The following is a 17,661-nucleotide window of genomic DNA, read 5'->3' as shown; positions in this document are numbered from 1 at the left end:
GCCATGGAAATGACATTACCAAACTGGGCAGTGTTGATGGACAACTTCTTGTTCACGCTCTACATCCCACTAACTGCAGTATTTTGGTCTTCAGTGATTCACTTGTCAGGTGGTAAATGGCGTTATGAAGTTCGCTTTTTGATGGCTTCTTCACGTGCTTTATTCCCACTGGGTTTTGTGTTGTTGCTTATTATCCTTGCGAGTGGAGAAAATAGTTTTCCATGGATGGGTGGTGAAACCTTTGGTATGCCTTTGAATGCTTGGCATAACATTACGTTTTTCAATATGCGTGAAATTATTTTGTATTTGGCTGTTTGGGCGTATTGTGCTCACTTCATTAAACTACAACGCAAAGATTTCCCGCATTCTGACCCTAAAGATAGAGAACGCTTTAAACACTGGGCATTGTTGGCACCGTTTGTATATATGATTTATGGTTCAGTTGTATCTTGGGACTTTGAAATGACGCAAATGCCACGTTGGTTCAGTGCTGTTTATGGCTTGTACCACACAGAAAGTATGATGCGTGCATTCTTGGCATTCTTTATCATATCATTGTTCGTATTGCGTTGGAGAGATAACCTAAAACGTCGGATCAATGATTATGTGTTTAACTATATTGGACAAATCATGTTGGCATTAACCATTATCTGGACTTACCTTGCATTTATGCAATATCTAGTGATGTGGTATGGTGACTTGCCTGAAGATATCGCACGTTGGGACAAAATGTTACAAGGTCCAAATGCATATTTGTATTGGGTGTTCTTTTTTATGAATTCATTCTTCCCATTCTTAATGCTCATATTTAAATCAGTACGGAATTCACCAGCGCTATTGTTGTTCCCATCGGTAAGTATTCTTGTTGGTACATTTATTGAGCGTTATATGTGGATTATCAGTCCTCAGGCTGACAATATTGATCATACACCATTCTTATCCTCGTGGATTGATGTCGCGATTACTGTAGTAATCCTTGGTATTGGCACATGGTTATGGGATAACCAAATGAAAAAAGATGGTTTGTATTATGAGGGTGAAGAAGAAGACGCTAAATCATAATCGCATAATATTCTGATTGAAGGCTAGTAACGTCATGTTGCTAGCCTTTTTTATGTGATAAAACAGTGGGTGTGATTTATGTTCATAGCTATTATTAGACTAAGCTGTTATGGGTGAGTTGCAGATCTTACAGTGCTTATGCTCATTTGTTAGCTTAGTTATAAGCTTCATAAAAGCCAATAACGTATGTATTGTTTACGTTGGACAGAGATTGCCTGATTTGTAGAGGCATCTGTCATTTAACTTCTTTTCTTTATGAAAGAATGCAGTGTACTCAATGGGTGTATTTAAGATTTCTTATTGGTTAAGTTCAATGGCTTGCTTGCAATTCGGGCAGTCTATCCATTGCGGTAGATCAGCATTGTTGTCTAGATTTAACTTGATTTGTTTTTCACATGCAGGGCAATTCCCCTCTGCATACAAGCCATCTTCGGCTTTGTGAAGTAGTTTCATTGATTTCATGATACCCATGATGAAAAATAAAGGCACAAGTAAGAAATGCGCAATCGGGATAAGAATACAAAGGGCTGCAATCCCCCAAAAATTTAATAATGTTTTAATCGCACGAACTTTTTGTTCTTTTTCATTGTAGGTGTTAATCCACATTTTTGCAGGGTTCATCACTTTTGATTTTTGCCCTTTAAAATGAATATCCTTAATGATTTCTTGTGGCATAAAGTCTCCTGTTTATGGTTTGCCGCTAACCATAACCAAAGGTCTAGGTTTTTTTTGTATTAAAGATGGCAAACTGACACTGGGTAAAGCTTCTATGGCTTGTTCAGGGCATATTGAAATACATTGGTTACATCCTGTGCAACAGTCAGCTTGGAAATCTAAGATAAAGCGGTTGCCAAACTTACGTAAAGATAAGGTTTTGCTGGCACAAATATCCACACATTTGCCACATGCACTACAAGCTTCACTAACTTGGATATTTCCAAGACCTAATCCCTCCATCACGGGCACAGGGATATGATTTACATGTAGCTTAGGAAGCGCATGCAAAAAGAGCTTGTGTAGTGCGGGCAATAAACGTGAATCGGCATTAATAATGTCTTGAATATAATGGTCTATTGGTTTTTTTTGTGTCATTTGTTGAATATTATCCGCTGCATGTTTGGCAAGCGTGGGTATCAATGTGCGGAAGAAGGTTCTTCGAGAAGGTTCATTTTTGTTTTCTGTTGCGGTTTCAACATTTGTTTGTGCTTTTTTGCCCAAATGAACATCTAACCTTATTGCCATAGCTTGGCTTAACGTTTTGTAGTCATCAATAATGGATGAAATGTGTTGGGTAGAACAGTCTTTACAAGTTTCAACATAGACTTCTTTTATACCTTCTGCGGCTATACATGCCAAAAGCATGGGCTGAAGCATAGCTAAACATGCAAAACTTGTTTGCTCGAAGTTTTTATCAAGTTTAGCGCACGAAATTTGTAAACTGGTGTCACCTTTAGCAGCGTGTTCATGTGCCAATGTTAACAGGTGAAGCGTTTCATCTATGTTTCGGTCTGATGATGTATGCAAAGGTTGATTCATAATCCGAAAGCTTGCATGGAGAGCATAGTTTTGTCATGAAGTTTTATTGAAGAAATCAGGTGATTATTGCCACATGGTTGATTAGGGTTCTGTTTGTATGGAAAACTCTAGTTTGATTGATTCAAAACCAATACGTAAGCACCGTGCTGTGTATACTGCTGTGAGTAAACAGCTTTGGATGCTTTATCAAAAGCGGGTATTCCATATTTGGAACAATGAAAAAGCATTGAAAATCCGACAGGTATTTACGCGGCGATACTATTTACCCTTGATTAAGCCATGGGCTGATAAACTAGAAGAACCGATGCAAATTTTAGAAATTGGGTCAGGACCAGTTTGTGCAGCGCAATATTTGGGAAAAGGTAAGCAAACATATATTGATCCTCTCATTAATGATTACAGAAAACTCTTTCCTGGTGTGATGCCTGAGAAAGCAACGTATTTTCCAGTGATGGCTGAGAATTTCGAGGGTTTTCAACAGACTTTTGATTTGATTTTATGCTTGGATACTTTGAGTGATGTACATAACCCAGAGTTGGTGCTTCATAAAGTAAATGCGGTGATGAAACGAGAAGGTTATTTCATTGTTAGCATGGATACTTGGCCATCATGGCTAGCTAGATTACACTATTTATTGGCTCGGTTCTTTCCCGCGCTACCCCAGTTTAATCGTTTATACAGTTATACATACCATGGTTTTCACAACACACTATTACGTCATTTTGATGTTGTTGATGAATCCTTTGTGCGTCCTAATTTCTCATGGTTATCGCTAAAAAAAGAAATGCTTTTTGTTTGCAAACATAAATCATGATGTCCCATGCCTGAAAGAAAAAAAATTGTGTTGATGCCACCCAATTGGTTGGGTGATGTTATTTTGGCGCAGCCTGCATTGCGTGCCATTACAACGCAGTATTCAGATGCGGAAATACTTGTTTTTGGTCGGGGTTGGTTAACAGAATTATTACCTTTTCTCCATTTAGAACATACACAAGTACGTTATACTGAAACTTTGCCGCAAAATACAGATATGCTATTTTTATTTCCCAATAGTTTTCGTTCTGCTTGGCAGGCTTGGCGCTCAGGTGCGACACAACGCATAGGTTTTCGCAAAGATGGCCGTAGCTTGTTGCTGACACACGGCTATAAACCGCGTATTGATTTAATCACACAGCATCATTTATTTTATTATTTAGACTTGTTACAGCAATTTGGTCTTGAAACGCCTTTTGAAAGTGTTGAATTAGTAGCGCCAGATGATGCTCAAACCAAGGCCGAATCTTTATTGTTAAGCAGCAAAGGTTTGGATATCAATAAAGTGGTTTGTGTAGCGCCAGGTGCTCAGTTTGGTGGGGCAAAAAGATACCCTGCGGAGTCTTATGCGGTTGTTATGAAACAGTTATCAGAGCAAGGCTGGCATATCGTAGTACTGGGTACAGATGCTGAGCGTGATATTGCTTCGCAGTGTCTGCAGCATGTGTCAGGTTTACATTGGAATGCTGCAGGGGAAACCTCGTTGACTGAGGCTTTACAATTGGTATCGGTTGCTAGGCTTATGTTATGCAATGATTCTGGTTTGATGCATGTGGCAGCAGGTTTGAATGTACCCACGGTCACCATGTTTGGTGCAACCAACCCAGCGCGTACTTCTCCATCGGGTAAACGTGTGAATGTGTTGTACAAACCTGCCAAATGTAGCCCTTGTTTGCAGCGGGAATGTGATGTGCTTGGCCACCCATGTATGGGTAATATATTACCTGAAATGGTGACCCGCGCTTGTTTAGATTTTTTAGGAAAAAGTGGTTAAGGGTTAAAAAACTTTAAACCGTTCAAGTATAGAAACCAGTAAGCTGTTGCACATAGTATTGCTATAACAAGAATACTGATAGCTACAGTATGCGTTTGTTTTGCAGGGCTGTTTTCTTCTTGTACGGGTGTTTCAATACTTTCTTCAGGTTCTTTTTTGCTTTCTTGATAACGCTGGTGAATATCAGAAATCACTTTATTGGCAAAGGTATCGGCTTTTTCCCAGTCTTTTGTACTTCGAGAAGCTTTGGTAAACCAATAAACGGCATATAAGGTTTCCATATCAATGACTTTTTCTTCTAAGGATGCAAGCTGCGGAAACTCAATGCGTAAACGCTGTTTAATATAGGTGCTTAGGCTTGGGCTATCTGCATTGGTTTTTTTATGACCTTCCAAATGGCGTTGTACATCCAAATGTTTAAAAATATCATTATCTTTCACGCCATTTTTGCGCATAATAAAATAGTCGCTGACAATATGGATGACCAATGTTTCAGGTAGCAACCAATTCTCCCTCAGAAAATCCCAGTACAGAGTGTTCTGTAATTCCCCTAGAGCTTGCAGCAAGGTCACTTCGCAGACGAAGCATGGCAAGCATACGCACAAGTTCAGCTTGGTCTGCTGCTGTTGCGATATTCATTTTTATATGGTCGGTGCTCATGATTGATGCCTCATGATGTAAAAGTTTAAGGTGTGACTGTGGTAAAAGTCAATGTAGAGACTTATTTGTGCAGTGTTTGGAATACGCGGTCAGCCAATATATCGGACATGCCTGATACTTCTTTTAATTGCTCTCGTGATGCTTTTTTTACACCTGAGATACCACCAAAATGTTGAAGTAGGGCTGTGCGTTTTTTTGTGCCTATACCTTCAATACCATCCAAACTTGAGCTGAACACAGCTTTTTTGCGGCGTTTTTGTAAATATTTACTGGCAAAACGATGTGCTTCATCGCGGATTCGAGCAATCAGAAGCAAGGAAGCATCATGTTGCCCTGGTTTTAAACCCTGTTTGAGTTGAGAAGGCGCATCAGCCCAGCCTGCCCATAAAGTCTCCTCACCTGTTTTACGTTTATCGCCTTTTGCTACAGCGAGTAGTTTGATATCTAGGTTAAAGTTTTGGTAAGCTTCAAAGGCGGCTTTTAGTTGTCCTTTACCACCATCAATAAGTAGAATATCAGGTTTGGGCATGTCCTTGCTTTGAATTGCGGTAAAAAATCGGGTTAATACTTGGGTCATACCTGCATAATCATCGCCATGCAGCACTGGGTTGCTCTTGCTTGCATCATCTAACTTATATTTGCGATACAAATCCTTGCGCGCACCGTTGCTATCAGCGTAAACAATTGCGGATAACATTTGTTTGCCGCCCAAATGTGCATTGTCAACGGCAGCAATCAATTCAGGCGTTTTTTCAAGCCCTAACATGGTTTGTAATGCTTTAAATGCAGCTTCTTGATTGTGACCGCTGCGGGCAGCTAAGGTCTCAGTAGCACTGTTGACCACTTGCTTTAGCCACTCAAAGCGGGTCCCTCGTTTGGGGAAGTAGAGCTGAATTTTTAATTTGGGGTAAAGCAGCTTAAAGATGTGTTGTAATGGGGTGCGTTGGGTTTCATCACATGCCAATAGAATATGTTTGGGTGGGAGCTCTTGTCTGTATCGCTCAATGATAAGGGATTGTAATATTTCAATATCATCGGCTTCCAATGCTTGATTGACTTTGATGGTATGCACACCCAAATCGCGCCCGCCACGGCGCACCCCAACCGCTGCCATTACCCCCTGACTTTGCCTGATAATGGCAAGTACATCGGCATGTTCGGGTAAATCACTTTGTTCGGCATTGGCGAAAATGGTGCGTAATGCGGCGATTCTATCGCGTAACATGGCGGCTTGTTCAAAGTGTTTCTTTGCTGCGGCTTCAAGCATTTGCTGTTGCCAGTCTTGTAATAAAACTTGGTCTTGCCCTTTAAGGAAGCTACGTGCATCACTGGCTTGTTTGGTATATTCATCTTGGCTGACCATGTCCACACAAGGCGCAGAGCAGCGTCCAATTTGATATTGCATACATGGGCGTGAGCGATTGAGGAAAGTGCTATCTTCACAATCTCGAAGCTGAAAAGCCTTTTGCATCAAATGAATAGTGGTGTGTACAGCGCCTGCGTGCGGGAATGGGCCAAAATATTCACCTGCAATGCTTCTGTCACCACGATACATTTGTAAGCGTGGAAATATTTCATCACGCAATAAAATATACGGATAAGTTTTGGAATCTTTGAGTAATACATTGTATCGAGGTTTGATTTGTTTAATTAAATTGTGTTCAAGCACCAAGGCATCGGCTTCGGATGCTGTGGTGTTAAACTCAATATCTCGCACCAGCACCACCATAGCTTGGGTGCGCAAAGCATCTGGTTTGCGTTGAAAATAAGAGGATACTCGCTTACGCAAGTTGCGCGCTTTACCCACATACAACACCTTGCGCTTTTCATCCAACATTTGATAAATACCGGGTTCAGTCGGTAGTTCATTTAATGGGCGGGGCGGTTTTATCCACATGTTATTTTTGAACCGCAGAGGACGCAGAGGTGTGCAGAGAGGAACTAAGGTGGTTTTTGTTATCTTTAGAAAAACTTTGCGTAACTTCGCGTACTTCGCGGTTGAAAAGAATCATTTTATAATCTGACACTTTGGACAAAAGAAAGATGCCCTACCACCAAGCACTATTTTTTGAATGGGTTTGTCGCATGTAAGACAAGGTTCACCAACTCTGCCATACACCTTAAAGCTATGCGCAAAATAACCCGGCTTTCCATCGGCTTTCACAAAATCAGAAATGGTACTTCCGCCCGCGATAATCGCTTCATTTAACACATCTTGGATATGTTTTGCCAAAGTGTTCAGTTTTCTTGTGTTGATGCTGTTCGCAGTTTGTTGAGGGTTGATTTTTGCCCGAAATAAACTTTCTGATACATAAATATTACCCACACCAACCACCACATGATTATCCATGATGCCTTGCTTGATGCTTGTTTTGCGTGAGCTAAGTTTGCCTTTTAAGTATTGCCCGTCAAAGTCTGTGGTTAAAGGTTCTATGCCTAAGTCTTTGAACCATTTGTGTGTTTCCAAGTCAGATGTTTGGCATAATCCTGCATAACCAAAGCGGCGGGTGTCGCGGTATCTTAAGGTGCAACCATCACTGAAGCCTAGGCAGACATGCTCATGTTTGGCTGCGGGTTCTGCTCCACTCAAAACATGAAACTGCCCCGTCATACCCAAGTGCCATATTAGGGTTTGTCCGTTGTCAAAATGGAAAAGCAAATATTTAGCACGGCGTTCGATGTTTTTTAAAGTTGCGCCATGACAAGCCGCAAAGTTGGGTAGGGGATAACGCAGGTTTTTACCGCTATTCATATCAGACAGCAAAACTTTGCCTCCAATTTGCGGCTTTAAACCCTTTACAACCGTTTCAACTTCGGGAAGTTCAGGCATGGTTAAACACCTGTGATGAGTAGGTCAGCAGCCCGAATAATATCTTCACGAAAATTGGATAGTGAGGCAACGGGAGCCCCCAATGCAGAAGAGGCTATGCTGGACATGAACTGTGTCATGAGCACAAATTCACCTTGCTCTAAATGAAAGATAGGGCATAGCGTATCAGGCACTTTTGTTTCGAGAAGAGAAATTGGGGTTAAGGGTATCACAACCCGTGTATGCAATGATGTTAATAGCTCACTTTGTATATCCACAAATAGTGGGTAAGGCGTGCTGTTATCTTTGCTTGGATATACATCAAACTGTGCCATTAAAATACGCGGTACTTATCTGAAAATAAGCCATGTTTTTTGATAAATCTATTCTGTTCTTCAATAGCTTCCTTGTTTTCTTTAAGCCATGCAGCTTCTTTGTGTTTGCGCACTTCTTCAGCCAATGACTTTTCCACAGTGGATGAAATATTGATGTTTAAAGCTTTGGCTTGTGCCAGTAAATCACTATTTAAGCTTAAATTAGCTGCTTTTTTGGGCGCTTTCATATCATAAACTTTCATCATACACCTCACGATACGCATAAAGTATGCGCATAGACCTTGCGTGTCAATTTGCTGTGCTAATCTTTAAGCGTTGCCAATACTGGCGCATGGTCGGAAAACCATGCATCAGTATAGACTTCAATCTTCTCAAATTTGCTGGCGATTTGAGGTGTGGCGATATGATAATCAATGCGCCAGCCCACATTGTTGGCTCTGGCTTGTCCGCGATTTGACCACCATGAATACTGCTCTTTTTCAGGGTAAAGTGTTCTGAATGTGTCCACAAATCCGCTTTTTTCAATCAGCGCATCCATCCAAGCGCGTTCCTCGGGTAAAAAGCCTGAGTTTTTGCGATTGCCACGCCAGTTTTTCAAGTCGATTTCCTTATGGCAAATATTCACATCCGCACACAGTATCAGTTCACGCCCTTCATCTTTAAGGCGGTTAAACAAGGGCAGAAAACGCTCCAAAAAACTCATTTTAATGGCTTGGCGCTCATCCGAGCTTGAACCCGAAGGAAAATATACGCTCATTATGCTAAGTTTACCAAAATCAGCCATGACAAACCTACCTTCAGCATCCATGTCGCTCCAATCCACATCAGAGTCAATCGAGCCAAGCCCCACATGCACCGCATCAGGTTCAACCTTGGAATACAGCGCCACACCTGAGTATCCCGCTTTTTCAGCGATATGATAATAGCGAAAGTATCCATCAGGCTTGGCTTCTTCGGGGATTTGTTCTTCTTTGGCTTTCAGCTCTTGAATGCAAAGCACATCAATATCTTGCGGGGCAAACCAATCCCAAAAGCCTTTGCGTGTTGCAGCACGAATACCGTTCATATTGATGGTCATTATTTTCTTAGGTATTGAAGACATTGAAATAGTCCTTTTTTATTTTGTGTAAAGGGAGGTGCATACTTAGTACCAGTACTCTTTACCTTTTGCTATTATATCATCAGTTATAATTTTCTTTTCTAACGTCAGTATTTTTGTTCGAACTTTTGACTGAAGGCTCATAACTAGCTTTTTAAAGCTATCTTCTTCATCAGGATATGACATAAGTTTTTAGCTCTTTAACTAGAATTGGAAGCATTCCTCTTCTTTCTTTGGGGTCTAAAACAGCAGCAATTTTAACTTCTTCAAATTTATCTGCTCCACTATGGGCTGTAAAATTATGGCGATAACCGATTAGAGTTTCATGCTCTTCTTGAAACTTTTCATCTACCCAGATTTTTTCAAGCTTTACCCTTCTCCCTTCACATGAAGTAAAGCATTTTCCATAGAAGGATACCAAAGCAACAAACAAGGCTTTTATAACGCTATATAGTTCTTTGTCTGTAGCAATAGTAAATTGTTTACCTTTTGTGGGTGCTTGGTCTTTAGGTATAAGGTCATTTATTTTTGAAAGCCACTCAAGGATGTTTCTTAAATCTTTCTCAATTAATACGTAGCCAGCAAGCTGTTGACTTAGTCTGCTTGTTAAAACAATCCTTTTCGCAGGTTTTTGCTTGAAGAAATACCTGTTTTTTCTTTCTCCTGTTGTAGGGTTTAAGATTTCCCGATAAGTCCACCCTGGATAACCTTTTAATTTCTTTTTTTCATGATGGCTTAATCTAAGGTCTCATGCTGCCAGGCTTGGATTTTCTCAATACAATCTTCAAGTGAATGAATATCTTTGGTTTCAGGGATAAATACTGATAAACGACGGGTTTCTAAGTGGGTTAACCAGCCTGCAACGAATTGAAGGTAAAGCTCGTCCATCTTTTCGGTGTTTTGGGCAGCTTGCTTGCCCATAAAGGCTTCAGATGAAGCGATTTCACCACGCACTGCGATGTCTGGGTTGGCAATAATGGGTGTTTCTTCGCTGTTTAGCATACGGAAGTTGCCTGCAAGGTCGATATACAATAACCAAGGTGTGCCAACTTCGGCTTGGGCGATGGCGTTTATCATTTGGTTTTTATCAGGGATAGGGGCTGGGGAGAAGCGGTGTACGGTCACATAGGAGACAATACCGCTGACAAAAAAATCAAGCAGCCTGACTTTTCCTTTGACTTTTAAACCTGTTTTCTTGTCTTCAACTAAGCGTACATTAATCCAGTTGCTGACTTCTTTTTTATCTGTCAGCTTGGCATCATGTTCTTTTAAGCTTTCACCAAAGGTGCATCTGCGCCAAGTGCCATCATTTTGCAATCGCCATGCTTTTTTACCAACTTGAGGCATTGCGCCTACTGAAAAGAATATTTTCATTTTATGACCTCTATTGCGTTATTTCCGTAAAGCTAGCAGCAAAGCAAGGCTGCACGGGAGATTAATCCAGTTTGTTGTGAATGGATACCCAATTGCGTTGGGTATGACATGATTGGGAAGGCATGGATTGCCCATTATGATGTTGCATCACCTTTATAATCATCAATCACGGGTAAACCTGTGTTGGGGTTTAGGCGCAAGCAAATTTCACCGCGTAATAGTTGCAACAAAGCATTGCCCACAAGCTCTGCACGCCAACCTTGTAAACAGGGTAGCTCAGGTGGTTCACCATGGGGGTTGTTGCCCCAAGAGGCTAGGGTGGAAAGCTCAGATTTGTTGGCAAGAATGGTTGAAGAAATGCTGGCCTCATCGGCTTTGAGGCGAAGTAAGGTGTCGAGCAATTCTAGGCGCAAATCTGTGCCTGAAGTGTTGCTTTTGCGTGATGAAAGCTTGGGTCTGTCTTCTTCGGGGCAATCCATGCCTTGTTGCCAAAGCTTGAGCCATGTTTCACCAAACCGGCGAATCACACCTTCATTGAGCCCGCGCATACGTTTCATCACATCAATGTTTAAAGTGTCGCGTTTGGCTATTTCAATTAAAGGTTCATCAGCAATCAAGCGGCGGCGCGGCATGTCGCGTTTTTGCGCTTGTTCTTCGCGCCAAATGGCAAGCTCGCGCAAGACTGCCAGATGTTTGGGTTTAAGTTTGTTGACACCTTTTACCCGCCAAAAAACTTCATTTTTATCAATGTGATAAGTATCAGGATTGGTCAGTATAGCCTGTTCTTCATCCAGCCATGTGCTGCGTTTCTTGGCTTGTAATTCTTCTTTGAGAGCTTGGTAAATGGGCATCAAATAAATAACATCATCAGCGGCATATTTCATTTGCTGTTTGGTTAGCGGGCGGCGCAACCAATCGCTGAATGATTCACCTTTGGCTAAAGCTTTTCGGGTGATGCGTTGCACCAAGTTGCCAAAACCAACCTGCTGACCATAACCCAGTAATGCAGCGGCAACTTGGGTATCAAACATGGGCAACGGTAATGCACCTGCATGTTCCAAAATAATTTCGAGGTCTTGGCGACCAGCGTGAAAAACTTTGAGAATGTTGGGATCAGTAATGATGTCCCAAAGGGGTTTTAAGTCTTTGATGGCAACAGGGTCGATAATATAAACGCCATCGTTGCAACCAACTTGCAGCAGGGCAAACTGGGGATAATAGGTCTTTTCACGGTGAAATTCGGTGTCCACACATAAGACTTTGGCTTGTTTTAACACCTCACAAGCAGGAATCAGCGCTTGGGGTGTATCAATGAATTGGTAAGTTGAAGAATCAGTCATGGGCACAGCCTAGTCAGAGAATAGTTAAAAGTCAGCTTGCAGTCAGGCAAGGCATTGTTAGGTTGCGGTGCAATTAGGCAAGCGCTAATCAATTCATGAATAGCAACTATGCGCCCAAAATGTACAATCCCATCGTTGGAATATTTAGCAATAGCCATGCTATTACTCGTATCTTCCGCCTTGGCATTGCCCATTTTGCATCGCATATTGACCAATTCAGAATGAATTAGCACTGCCTTAGATTTTGAAGCGCGTTTGATTATTGGAGTATTGGTTATGACTGTTCGCACATATTGTGGCGATTTTCGCAAGTCTCATTTGGGACAACAAGTTAAACTTTCAGGTTGGGTTGAAACCAACCGCGACCACGGTGGTGTGATTTTCTTAGACGTGCGTGACCGCTCAGGTTTGGTGCAAGTGGTTGCCCATCCTGATACGCCTGAGATGCATAAGCTTGGGCATTCTATGCGTCAACAAGATGTGATTGAAGTGTATGGTGAAGTGATTGCACGAGATGATGATGCCATCAACCCAAAACTACCAACAGGTGAAATTGAGATTAAAATTTCAGAGTTAATTGTACTCAATCGCGCCGAAACACCACCGTTTGCCATTGATGATGATTGCAATGCAGGCGAGCAACATCGCTTGGAATACCGTTACCTAGATTTGCGTCGCCCAAAAATGCAACGCAATCTTATTTTGCGTCATAAAGTGACCCATGCCGCACGCAATTATTTGGATTCGCAAGATTTCTTGGATGTTGAAACACCGATTTTGAATAAATCTACACCTGAAGGTGCGCGTGATTATCTTGTGCCATCGCGTGTGTATCCAGGCTCATTCTATGCTTTGCCGCAAAGCCCACAGTTGTTTAAACAACTGTTGATGGTGGCGGGTATGGATAGATATTATCAAGTAGCGCGTTGTTTCCGTGACGAAGATTTAAGGGCAGACCGTCAGCCAGAGTTTACGCAAATTGATTTGGAAATGTCTTTTGTGAATCAAGATGATGTGATGGAAAAAGCGGAAGGTTTGATTGTTGCCATGTTTGAAGCGGGTATGGGTGAGAAGCTGCAAGCGCCATTCCCACGCATGACGTATGCCGATGCCATGGATAAATACGGCCTAGACCGCCCAGATGTTAGGTTTGGTTTAGAACATATTGATGTAACGGATTTGATGAAATCGGTTGATTTTAAAGTGTTCTCAGGCCCTGCCAACAATGGTGGTTTGGTGAAAGTGATTCGTGTGCCGGGTGGCAATGATAAGTTAAGCCGCAAGAAAATTGATAACTACACCAAGTTTGTGTCTATTTATGGTGCGCGCGGTTTGGCATACATTAAAGTAAACGATAAAGATGATATTTCGAATGGTTTACAGTCACCAATCGTGAAAAATCTATCTGAAGATGTGCTCAAAGCATTGTTGGCGCGCACTGAAGCTGAAAATGGTGATTTGTTGTTCTTTGGCGCAGATACTAAAGATGTGGTGAACAATGCCTTGGGTTATTTGCGTGTGGAATTGGGTAAAGACCTTGGTTTGTTTGATGAAAAAACCAATAACTTCGTTTGGGTGGTCGATTTCCCCATGTTTGAATGGGACAGTGAAAACAAACGTTTGCAAGCTTTGCATCATCCATTTACAGCGCCTTATGATGAAGACTTGGACAAATTGGAAAGCGCACCGCTTGAAATGCGTTCACAAGCGTATGACTTGGTTTGGAATGGCACAGAAATCGGCGGTGGTTCGATTCGTATTCATAAATCGGATGTGCAAGCGCGTGTACTTAAAGCATTGGGTATTTCCGATGAAGAAGCCAACGATAAGTTTGGTTTCTTGCTTAAAGCTTTGGAATATGGCGCACCTCCGCATGGTGGTTTGGCATTTGGTTTAGACCGTGTGTTGTCATTGATGGTGGGTGCAGAATCGATTCGTGATGTGATTGCCTTCCCGAAAACCCAAAAAGCAGCCGACCCTATGGCGGAATCACCATCTGAAGTGGGTGATATGCAGTGGAAGGAATTGGGTTTACGCAAACGCCGCACCCAAATTGATACGGAATCGTAGAGGATAACGTATTGACAGCGCAGCATAAACATAGAACTCTAGGGCTTATGATACGTGCGTTGATGATTTCTTGTTTAGTGTTGGTGATGGCATCTTGTGCCAGTAAACCACCCGTGCAAGCCATGGCAGAAGCACGGGCGGCTGTGCAGTCGGTTCGTGTGTTGTATGTGGGTGAAGAAGCGCAACAACAAAAGTCTTACCAGCACTACCAAAGTGCAGAGCAGTCTTTGCTTGAGGCAACACAAGCTTTGGATGAAAAACGTTATGAACTTGCCAAAAGAAAGGCAAGGGAAGCCAAACGACAAGCACGGTTAGCCGCAAAACTTAAGTGAAGCTTGCTTTGATGCTGTGTTGTAAAGGGGCAAAACAAAATGGATGAACATACACAGGCTGGGGAAGATACTGACGTGAATGCACACGATGTTTTGCAAAATACGGATTACCCCGAAGTTTATTTTTTTCAACATGAAGACAGTCACGCTGGTGAAGCTGTGCGAGAAATGTTTGATGCTGTGGTGCGTTATACGTATGCCGATAAACGTCATATCGATTGGTTGATTTGTACACCCGACACCACTGTGGACTCAGATATATTAGGTTTTGACGTTGAGCAGGCACAGGGGCATACAGGTTCTGTGATGTGTTCAGGCATGGTTTTATTTCAACATTTGGGCTGGGATGATGCTGCACAAACATTAAATGAAGCCATGTTTTCGTTGTTAAAAGAACAGCCACCTGAAGATATTGTAGTGTGTGGGATGGATGGTCAGGTATCTTCAATCGAATATTATGCGGCTGTGATCAATGGTTTGGCGAATGAAAATAAGGCTGAGTCTCATGATGAATTTACCGACACCTTACATGATGTTTTTGATGCTAGTGCCGAAAAAACATCTGAATTTGCGCATGTTGCCATGGAAAAAGCGCGTGAGCAGGGTGAAAAGATTAAAACCTTTGTTGGCAATGACTTTTCAAGGGTTGCTAAAGAAAAACTCAACCCTTCACGTTTGGGTGCAGGCGCGTTGGCATCCATGTCGAAATTGATGCATGTGACTGGCGTTGCATTGTCCAAGTTTGCCGATAAAGCGGATAATGCGTTGACGTGTAAATCAGGTGAAATTACCAGTGCTGGGCGTTTGGAATGCAAAGCTTGTGGTTATGAAATGCATTTTAAAAAAACAGGGCGTATTCCACCATGTCCGAAATGTCATAAAACAGAATTTAAGAAAGGTTATTAATATCCAGTGCATGTTCAGGCAAGTGCATGATAAGGCTATAAACGAATGAGTGTAGAACAAGATAAAATATCGTGTGCTTTGAATTTGGCAATCAAATTGATGAAGCGGGAATCACCCACACCTGAAGATTCAGGTTGCCAAGACTATATTGGAAAAAGCTTGGCACCATTGGGTTTTGTGCGCACAGAAGTAAACAGCAACGGCATTACCAATTCGATTTATACGCGGCAAGGTGAGCTTTCGGGTGTATTGGCTTTTGCAGGGCATACCGATGTTGTGCCCACAGGGCCTGTAGAGGCATGGGATTATCCACCATTTGATGCTGTGGTTAAAGATGGCGTATTGCATGGTCGTGGTGCGCAGGATATGAAGGGTGGTATTGCTTGTTGGATGGCGGCTGTGATGCAGCTGTGTGCCACATTTGAACCATTGCCAACCCTGCAACTATTGATTACATCCGATGAAGAGGGCGATTCTATTGATGGTACTGTTCGTATCGTCGAACACTTGCAAAAGCATGGTAAATTACCCGATGCGGTGATTGTGGGCGAGCCATCGAGCAACAAACAAGTGGGTGATACGATTCGCCGCGGTCGCCGTGGTGTGGTGCAAGTTGCGATGACATTTAATGGCAAACAAGGGCATTCGGCATACCCTGATGATGCAGACAATGCGATTCATAAAGCGGTTACGCCGTTAGCAAAGATTGCAGCCATTGATTGGGGTGAAGCTGTGGATGGTTTTCCCGCAACCACATGCCAAATTACCAATTTGAATGCGGGCACTGGGGCAAGCAATGTGATTCCAGGTAGTGCAGAAGCATTTTTGGATATTCGCTACAATCCAAGTAATCGTTTTGATGAAATTAAAGCATGTATCATGCAAGCTTGTGAGGGCGCGGATGTGTCATTTGATTTTAGGCATGAAGCCAATGCGTTTTCTACACCTGATGGTAAGTTTTTGGACATGGTATGTGCTGCGATTGAATCGACTACGGGTATCATCACCAACCGTGATACGGGTGGTGGTACTTCGGATGGTCGTTTCTTAGCCGCAGCAGGCGTACCTGTTGCAGAGCTTGGTCTGACCAATAGCAGCATCCATCAAGTGAATGAACAAGTGGCTATTCATGAACTGGACACATTGACTGAGATTTACACAAAAATTATCACAACCTTTGAGGCATAACCTAAGATGACAACAACAAGCACATTGACCCAATTGGGCGATAAACCCACCGCTGAAGCAAGCAAAACACTGGAAGTTTTTGAAAACCCTAACCCTGAACGTGATTATCATATCAAAATTGATTCGGCTGAATTCACCTGTCTTTGTCCGAAAACAGGGCAACCTGATTTTGCTGAAATCAAATTGGATTATGTGCCCGATGAATTGTGCGTGGAGTTGAAATCACTCAAGCTTTATTATTGGAGTTTTAGAGATGAAGGGCATTTTCACGAAAAAGTAACCAATATGATTGCTTCGGACTTGATTGCCGCTATGGATCCACGCTGGTTGAAGGTGACGGCTATTTTTAATGTGCGTGGTGGTGTGTATACCACGGTTGAAGTAGAGCATAGCAAAGCTTGATGTTTGTATGACATTACCCTTTGTGAAAATGCAGGCACAAGGTAACGATTTTGTTATCTTGAATGGTATGATTGATACCTTGCCTGCATTGACACAAGCTTTTGTGACTAAGGTATGTGATAGACACATGGGTATTGGTTGCGACCAATTATTGGTTTTGCAACCCCACCATACTGCAGATGCCTTGATGCTGATTTATAATGCAGATGGTTCAATAGCTGCCAACTGTGGTAATGGTTTGCGTTGTGTGGGTGATTTACTGATGCGTCAGACAGGTGAACCACAAGTTTCCATCGCTTTGGCTGACCGCATTGTTAGTGCAGAATATACCACTGATGGTGTGCAGGTGGTGATGGGTGAATTCGTGGTTGAACAGGTTACAAAAGACTATACGGATGTGTTGGTTGGTAACCCTCATCGTGTTTATTTTAGTCATGTGCAAGCTTGCCCTGAGCGTAATGTGGAAATCATCAGTGATTATGATGAAAGTCATGTAAACATTCGTATTATTGAACGTGGAGCAGGTGAAACACTGGCATGTGGTTCAGGTGCTTGTGCTACGGCAGCAGCTGTTTGGCAGAGGCTGGATCATGTTTCACCTTTAGAGATTCAAATGCCGGGTGGCAATGTTAAAGTACACCAGTTGGGCACAGAGTTGTTGTTAACAGGCTTTGTAACTTATGTGTTTGATGGTCAGTATGATTGTATTTAAGTTGTCAGTAGCGTGCATGGTGGGGTGGG

Annotated in this window: 21 protein-coding genes; 9 read left to right on the top strand and 12 right to left on the bottom strand. The window is 42.3% G+C overall.

The window, feature by feature from the left end; genetic code table 11:
* Positions 1-3: 3 nt before the first annotated feature.
* Complete coding sequence (locus DM09_RS09435) at positions 4-1,062, top strand: polysulfide reductase, NrfD (RefSeq protein WP_232507805.1); 1,059 nt, start codon at positions 4-6, stop codon at positions 1,060-1,062.
* A gap of 297 nt (positions 1,063-1,359) precedes the next feature.
* Here DM09_RS09435 and DM09_RS09430 read toward each other — a convergent pair whose 3' ends face one another.
* Both DM09_RS09430 and DM09_RS09425 read right to left on the bottom strand, forming a co-directional pair.
* A complete protein-coding gene (locus tag DM09_RS09430) occupies positions 1,360-1,737 on the bottom strand; it encodes a hypothetical protein (protein ID WP_038250404.1) in 378 nt (125 codons plus the stop codon).
* A 12-nt stretch (positions 1,738-1,749) separates the two neighbouring features.
* Positions 1,750-2,598 carry an ATP-binding protein gene (locus DM09_RS09425; protein ID WP_051938367.1) on the bottom strand — a complete coding sequence of 283 codons (849 nt, stop codon included), beginning with the start codon at positions 2,596-2,598 and terminating at the stop codon, positions 1,750-1,752.
* Between the two features lie 97 nt (positions 2,599-2,695).
* Here DM09_RS09425 and DM09_RS09420 point away from each other — a divergent pair, with 97 nt between their 5' ends.
* Entirely contained in the window at positions 2,696-3,412 is a 717-nt protein-coding gene (locus DM09_RS09420) for a class I SAM-dependent methyltransferase (RefSeq protein WP_038250402.1), read from the top strand.
* A 6-nt stretch (positions 3,413-3,418) separates the two neighbouring features.
* Positions 3,419-4,405: a lipopolysaccharide heptosyltransferase II gene (gene waaF, locus DM09_RS09415; protein WP_038250398.1), complete on the top strand. Its 987-nt coding sequence runs from the start codon at positions 3,419-3,421 to the stop codon at positions 4,403-4,405.
* Here waaF and DM09_RS09410 read toward each other — a convergent pair.
* From DM09_RS09410 to rnd, 10 genes are all read right to left on the bottom strand, one after another.
* On the bottom strand, positions 4,402-4,908 hold the full coding sequence (locus DM09_RS09410) for a hypothetical protein (protein ID WP_038250397.1): 507 nt from the start codon (positions 4,906-4,908) through the stop codon (positions 4,402-4,404). The two genes, waaF and DM09_RS09410, sit on opposite strands and share 4 nt — an antisense overlap.
* Positions 4,898-5,065, bottom strand: a complete 168-nt coding sequence (locus tag DM09_RS11620) for a hypothetical protein (protein WP_157753690.1) — start codon at positions 5,063-5,065, stop codon at positions 4,898-4,900. The genes DM09_RS09410 and DM09_RS11620 overlap by 11 nt, the downstream gene beginning before the upstream one ends.
* Before the next feature lie 61 nt (positions 5,066-5,126).
* Complete coding sequence (gene uvrC, locus DM09_RS09405) at positions 5,127-6,962, bottom strand: excinuclease ABC subunit UvrC (protein WP_038250395.1); 1,836 nt, start codon at positions 6,960-6,962, stop codon at positions 5,127-5,129.
* Between the two features lie 111 nt (positions 6,963-7,073).
* Positions 7,074-7,895, bottom strand: a complete 822-nt coding sequence (gene mutM / locus DM09_RS09400; protein WP_038250393.1) for a bifunctional DNA-formamidopyrimidine glycosylase/DNA-(apurinic or apyrimidinic site) lyase — start codon at positions 7,893-7,895, stop codon at positions 7,074-7,076.
* A gap of 2 nt (positions 7,896-7,897) precedes the next feature.
* Positions 7,898-8,209, bottom strand: a complete 312-nt coding sequence (locus tag DM09_RS09395; protein ID WP_038250390.1) for a CcdB family protein — start codon at positions 8,207-8,209, stop codon at positions 7,898-7,900.
* Complete coding sequence (locus DM09_RS09390; RefSeq protein WP_038250389.1) at positions 8,209-8,454, bottom strand: type II toxin-antitoxin system CcdA family antitoxin; 246 nt, start codon at positions 8,452-8,454, stop codon at positions 8,209-8,211. The genes DM09_RS09395 and DM09_RS09390 overlap by 1 nt, the downstream gene beginning before the upstream one ends.
* Positions 8,455-8,510: 56 nt before the next feature.
* A complete protein-coding gene (locus DM09_RS09385; RefSeq protein ID WP_038250386.1) occupies positions 8,511-9,311 on the bottom strand; it encodes an exodeoxyribonuclease III in 801 nt (266 codons plus the stop codon).
* Between the two features lie 169 nt (positions 9,312-9,480).
* Positions 9,481-9,741, bottom strand: a complete 261-nt coding sequence (locus DM09_RS11205) for a hypothetical protein (protein ID WP_051938366.1) — start codon at positions 9,739-9,741, stop codon at positions 9,481-9,483.
* Between the two features lie 302 nt (positions 9,742-10,043).
* A complete protein-coding gene (locus DM09_RS09375; protein ID WP_038250383.1) occupies positions 10,044-10,682 on the bottom strand; it encodes a hypothetical protein in 639 nt (212 codons plus the stop codon).
* 134 nt (positions 10,683-10,816) lie between these two features.
* Positions 10,817-12,022, bottom strand: a complete 1,206-nt coding sequence (gene rnd / locus DM09_RS09370; protein ID WP_038250378.1) for a ribonuclease D — start codon at positions 12,020-12,022, stop codon at positions 10,817-10,819.
* A 276-nt stretch (positions 12,023-12,298) separates the two neighbouring features.
* Here rnd and aspS point away from each other — a divergent pair, with 276 nt between their 5' ends.
* From aspS to dapF, 6 genes are all read left to right on the top strand, one after another.
* Positions 12,299-14,092 carry an aspartate--tRNA ligase gene (gene aspS / locus DM09_RS09360; protein WP_038250374.1) on the top strand — a complete coding sequence of 598 codons (1,794 nt, stop codon included), beginning with the start codon at positions 12,299-12,301 and terminating at the stop codon, positions 14,090-14,092.
* A 62-nt stretch (positions 14,093-14,154) separates the two neighbouring features.
* Positions 14,155-14,424 (top strand): DUF4398 domain-containing protein, encoded by a 270-nt coding sequence (locus DM09_RS09355; protein ID WP_051938381.1) that lies wholly within the window; start codon positions 14,155-14,157, stop codon positions 14,422-14,424.
* Between the two features lie 39 nt (positions 14,425-14,463).
* Positions 14,464-15,330, top strand: coding sequence for a zinc ribbon-containing protein (locus tag DM09_RS11615; protein WP_051938365.1), 867 nt, complete (start codon positions 14,464-14,466; stop codon positions 15,328-15,330).
* A gap of 45 nt (positions 15,331-15,375) precedes the next feature.
* Positions 15,376-16,518 (top strand): succinyl-diaminopimelate desuccinylase, encoded by a 1,143-nt coding sequence (gene dapE / locus DM09_RS09345; RefSeq protein ID WP_051938364.1) that lies wholly within the window; start codon positions 15,376-15,378, stop codon positions 16,516-16,518.
* Between the two features lie 6 nt (positions 16,519-16,524).
* The gene (gene queF / locus DM09_RS09340; protein WP_038250371.1) at positions 16,525-16,920 is read left to right on the top strand and encodes a preQ(1) synthase; all 396 of its coding nucleotides are present in this window, start codon (positions 16,525-16,527) and stop codon (positions 16,918-16,920) included.
* Positions 16,921-16,927: 7 nt separating this feature from the next.
* Entirely contained in the window at positions 16,928-17,632 is a 705-nt protein-coding gene (gene dapF, locus DM09_RS09335; protein WP_038250368.1) for a diaminopimelate epimerase, read from the top strand.
* Positions 17,633-17,661: the final 29 nt, after the last annotated feature.

Origin of the sequence: Ghiorsea bivora, assembly GCF_000744415.1 — a bacterium.
Lineage (GTDB): Bacteria > Pseudomonadota > Zetaproteobacteria > Mariprofundales > Mariprofundaceae > Ghiorsea > Ghiorsea bivora.
Note: the sequence above shows the minus strand (reverse complement) of the source record. Positions and strands in the feature narration are given on the sequence as shown.

Excerpts from the sequence above, each read along its gene's own strand:
- DM09_RS09430 (WP_038250404.1), bottom strand. The coding sequence starts at position 1,737 with ATGCCACAAGAAATCATTAAGGATATTCATTTTAAAGGGCAAAAATCA.
- DM09_RS11615 (WP_051938365.1), top strand. The coding sequence starts at position 14,464 with ATGGATGAACATACACAGGCTGGGGAAGATACTGACGTGAATGCACAC.
- DM09_RS09435 (WP_232507805.1), top strand. The coding sequence starts at position 4 with ATGGAAATGACATTACCAAACTGGGCAGTGTTGATGGACAACTTCTTG.
- aspS (WP_038250374.1), top strand. The coding sequence starts at position 12,299 with ATGACTGTTCGCACATATTGTGGCGATTTTCGCAAGTCTCATTTGGGA.
- queF (WP_038250371.1), top strand. The coding sequence starts at position 16,525 with ATGACAACAACAAGCACATTGACCCAATTGGGCGATAAACCCACCGCT.
- dapE (WP_051938364.1), top strand. The coding sequence starts at position 15,376 with ATGAGTGTAGAACAAGATAAAATATCGTGTGCTTTGAATTTGGCAATC.
- waaF (WP_038250398.1), top strand. The coding sequence starts at position 3,419 with ATGCCTGAAAGAAAAAAAATTGTGTTGATGCCACCCAATTGGTTGGGT.
- DM09_RS09420 (WP_038250402.1), top strand. The coding sequence starts at position 2,696 with ATGGAAAACTCTAGTTTGATTGATTCAAAACCAATACGTAAGCACCGT.
- DM09_RS09390 (WP_038250389.1), bottom strand. The coding sequence starts at position 8,454 with ATGATGAAAGTTTATGATATGAAAGCGCCCAAAAAAGCAGCTAATTTA.
- rnd (WP_038250378.1), bottom strand. The coding sequence starts at position 12,022 with ATGACTGATTCTTCAACTTACCAATTCATTGATACACCCCAAGCGCTG.
- uvrC (WP_038250395.1), bottom strand. The coding sequence starts at position 6,962 with ATGTGGATAAAACCGCCCCGCCCATTAAATGAACTACCGACTGAACCC.
- DM09_RS09425 (WP_051938367.1), bottom strand. The coding sequence starts at position 2,598 with ATGAATCAACCTTTGCATACATCATCAGACCGAAACATAGATGAAACG.
- mutM (WP_038250393.1), bottom strand. The coding sequence starts at position 7,895 with ATGCCTGAACTTCCCGAAGTTGAAACGGTTGTAAAGGGTTTAAAGCCG.
- DM09_RS09355 (WP_051938381.1), top strand. The coding sequence starts at position 14,155 with ATGATTTCTTGTTTAGTGTTGGTGATGGCATCTTGTGCCAGTAAACCA.
- dapF (WP_038250368.1), top strand. The coding sequence starts at position 16,928 with ATGACATTACCCTTTGTGAAAATGCAGGCACAAGGTAACGATTTTGTT.
- DM09_RS09385 (WP_038250386.1), bottom strand. The coding sequence starts at position 9,311 with ATGTCTTCAATACCTAAGAAAATAATGACCATCAATATGAACGGTATT.
- DM09_RS09395 (WP_038250390.1), bottom strand. The coding sequence starts at position 8,209 with ATGGCACAGTTTGATGTATATCCAAGCAAAGATAACAGCACGCCTTAC.
- DM09_RS09375 (WP_038250383.1), bottom strand. The coding sequence starts at position 10,682 with ATGAAAATATTCTTTTCAGTAGGCGCAATGCCTCAAGTTGGTAAAAAA.
- DM09_RS11620 (WP_157753690.1), bottom strand. The coding sequence starts at position 5,065 with ATGAGCACCGACCATATAAAAATGAATATCGCAACAGCAGCAGACCAA.